The 2,672-nt window shown below is 47.2% G+C and carries 2 protein-coding genes; both read left to right on the top strand.

The genetic code is table 11. The features are described 5' to 3' along the window. Positions 1 to 409: 409 nt before the first annotated feature. On the top strand, positions 410 to 1,759 hold the full coding sequence (gene gor, locus Q0R35_RS13965) for a glutathione-disulfide reductase (protein WP_295619340.1): 1,350 nt from the start codon (positions 410 to 412) through the stop codon (positions 1,757 to 1,759). A 202-nt stretch (positions 1,760 to 1,961) separates the two neighbouring features. After that, a partial coding sequence (locus Q0R35_RS13960) for a phosphoadenylyl-sulfate reductase (RefSeq protein WP_295619336.1) occupies positions 1,962 to 2,672 on the top strand: 711 nt, incomplete at its 3' end.

Raw genomic sequence — 2,672 nt, 5'->3', positions numbered from 1 at the left:
CGAAAATCAATCCGCTTTTTTATTCGGGGGGAACCCTAGACATAAAACCGCCGCTTCATGAATTGCCCCTACTACCTAAATGGCTCGCAATCTCCCAAATCATTGGATAATCTGTGGGTAATGGATAGCCTTATAAAGGGGGGGTTGGCAGGGTGGTTTCATACACCAGAAGAAAAATCTTTCAGTTCACTTCAGTGAACTTTGGCTATGAGCAAGGAATTCATTCGAGGGCGGTTGAAGACTAAACACTAGGGTTTTTGCATTTTTATTTTCTTGTATGAAACCACCCTGCTTTATAAGGGGGGATTGGGGGGTAACACCATCTCGATCGCAGTCGATTAGAATTACATATACATCGTCATAAATTCGGCAACATCTCCAAATTTTGGGTAAGAAGGACATATAATACATGAGCTATGATTTTGACCTATTCGTAATTGGCGGTGGTTCCGGCGGGATTGCGACGGCGCGACGCGCGGCGGAATATGGTGCCAAAGTTGGTGTTGCTGAATACGACAGACTCGGCGGTACCTGCGTCAATCGGGGCTGTATCCCCAAGAAATTGATGGTATATGCGTCTCATTTCCCCGAATTGTTTACCGATGCTGAGGGTTATGGCTGGAGTGCGGTTAAAAGCCAGTTAGATTGGCCGAAAATGATGACAGCGGTGAATGGAGAAGTCACCCGGCTCAATGGCATTTACCAGCGAATGCTGGACAATTCCAAAGTAGAATTTTTACACGATCGGGCGAAGTTTATCGACCATAATACCCTACAGGTAGGCGATCGGATCGTTACTGCGGATAAGATTTTAATAGCCGTCGGCGGTGTCCCCGTGCGTCCAGATATTCCCGGCATCGAACATGCGCTGACATCTGATGATATCTTCGACTTACCCACCCAACCCAAGAAAATGGTCATCTTGGGTGCTGGTTATATTGGGTGTGAATTTGCGTGCATTATGAATGGTTTAGGAACGGAAGTTACCCAAATTATTCGCCCCGATTTAATTTTACGGAGTTTCGATCGTGACTTGCGATTAGCCGTGCAGGAAGGGATGATCCATCATGGTATTAATATTATTAACCATGCGTGCGATCTATCGATCGCCAAAACCGATGATGGTGTCAGCGTCACGGTAACTACTAAAGATGGGACACAAACAATTCTCGCCGATGCAGTGAGTTTAGCCGCACTCGGACGCAAACCCAATACTGCAAATTTGGGACTAGAAAATATCGATGTCAAAACCCACAATGGGGCGATCCTGGTCGATACCAATAGCCAGACAAATATTGAGAATATTTACTCGGTTGGCGACTGTACCGACAATATTCAACTCACACCCGTCGCGATTAATGAAGGGCGAGCTTTTGCCGATACCATGTTTGGCAATAAACCCCGTACCATGAACTATGCAGACATTCCGACAGCAATCTTTACCACCCCTGAAGCTGCAACCGTCGGACTAACCGAAGAAGAAGCGCGCGAAATGCACGGCGATAATATCAAAGTCTATCGCAGCAGCTTCCGTCCGATGTACTACGTGCTACCAGCCAAACAGGAAAAAACCCTGATGAAACTGGTCGTAGATACTAAAACCGATCGCGTCCTCGGTGCCCACATGGTCGGCGAACACGCGGCAGAAATCGTTCAAGGGGTAGCCATTGCCGTGAAAATGGGCGCGACTAAAGCCGATTTTGATGCCACTGTGGGCATTCATCCCAGCTCCGCTGAAGAGTTTGTCACTATGCGGTAGGGGATTAGGTTTTAGGCTTTAGGTTTTAGGTTTTAGGCTTTAGGCTTTAGGCTTTAGGCTTTAGGTTTTGGGGAATCAAGAGTAAAGGGTAAAGGCGTTATAAATAATTTACTCCTTACTCCTCACTCCTTACTCCTATCTACCCTTCTCCTGTAAAATATCGTCAGAAGATCGATCCTTAATTTTTCAAGAGAGCGCAATCATGATTCAGGTGAGTACAGAACTAGATTTCCCCACCCTAGATGCCGAACTGAGCGTGCAAAGTCCTCAAGATATTATCAAACGGGCGTTAAGTTTGTTCGATAATATTTCCATTTCCTTCAGTGGAGCTGAAGACGTAGTTTTAATTGACATGGCGTATAAGATTAACCCCAATGTCAAAGTATTCAGCCTCGATACCGGACGGCTCCATCCCGAAACTTATCAATTTATCGATCGAGTCCGTAAGCACTATGGTATCGCGATCGATGTCGTGTATCCAGAAGCAGCTCCCGTCGAAGCACTCGTCAAAGCCAAGGGATTATTTAGCTTTTATGAAGACGGACACCAAGAATGCTGCGGCGTGCGGAAAGTTGCGCCCCTGCGGCGTAAATTAGCAACCCTCGATGCCTGGATTACCGGACAGCGCAAAGATCAAAGTCCTTCTACGCGTGCGGCGGTACCCGTCATTCAAGCCGATGGAGCTTTCGGTACTCCAGACCATCCCTTAGTCAAGTTTAACCCCCTGGCTAATTGGTCGTCTGCGGATGTCTGGAATTATATTCGCGCCCTGGAAGTACCTTACAACTCGCTCCACGAACGCGGGTTTATCAGTATCGGTTGCGAACCCTGTACCAAGCCCACACTGCCCCAACAACACGAACGTGAAGGTCGCTGGTGGTGGGAGGAAGCCACCCAAAAAGAATGTGGTTTG

Source organism: Chamaesiphon sp. GL140_3_metabinner_50 (genome assembly GCF_025361915.1).
Lineage (GTDB): Bacteria > Cyanobacteriota > Cyanobacteriia > Cyanobacteriales > Chamaesiphonaceae > Chamaesiphon.
Note: the sequence above shows the minus strand (reverse complement) of the source record. Positions and strands in the feature narration are given on the sequence as shown.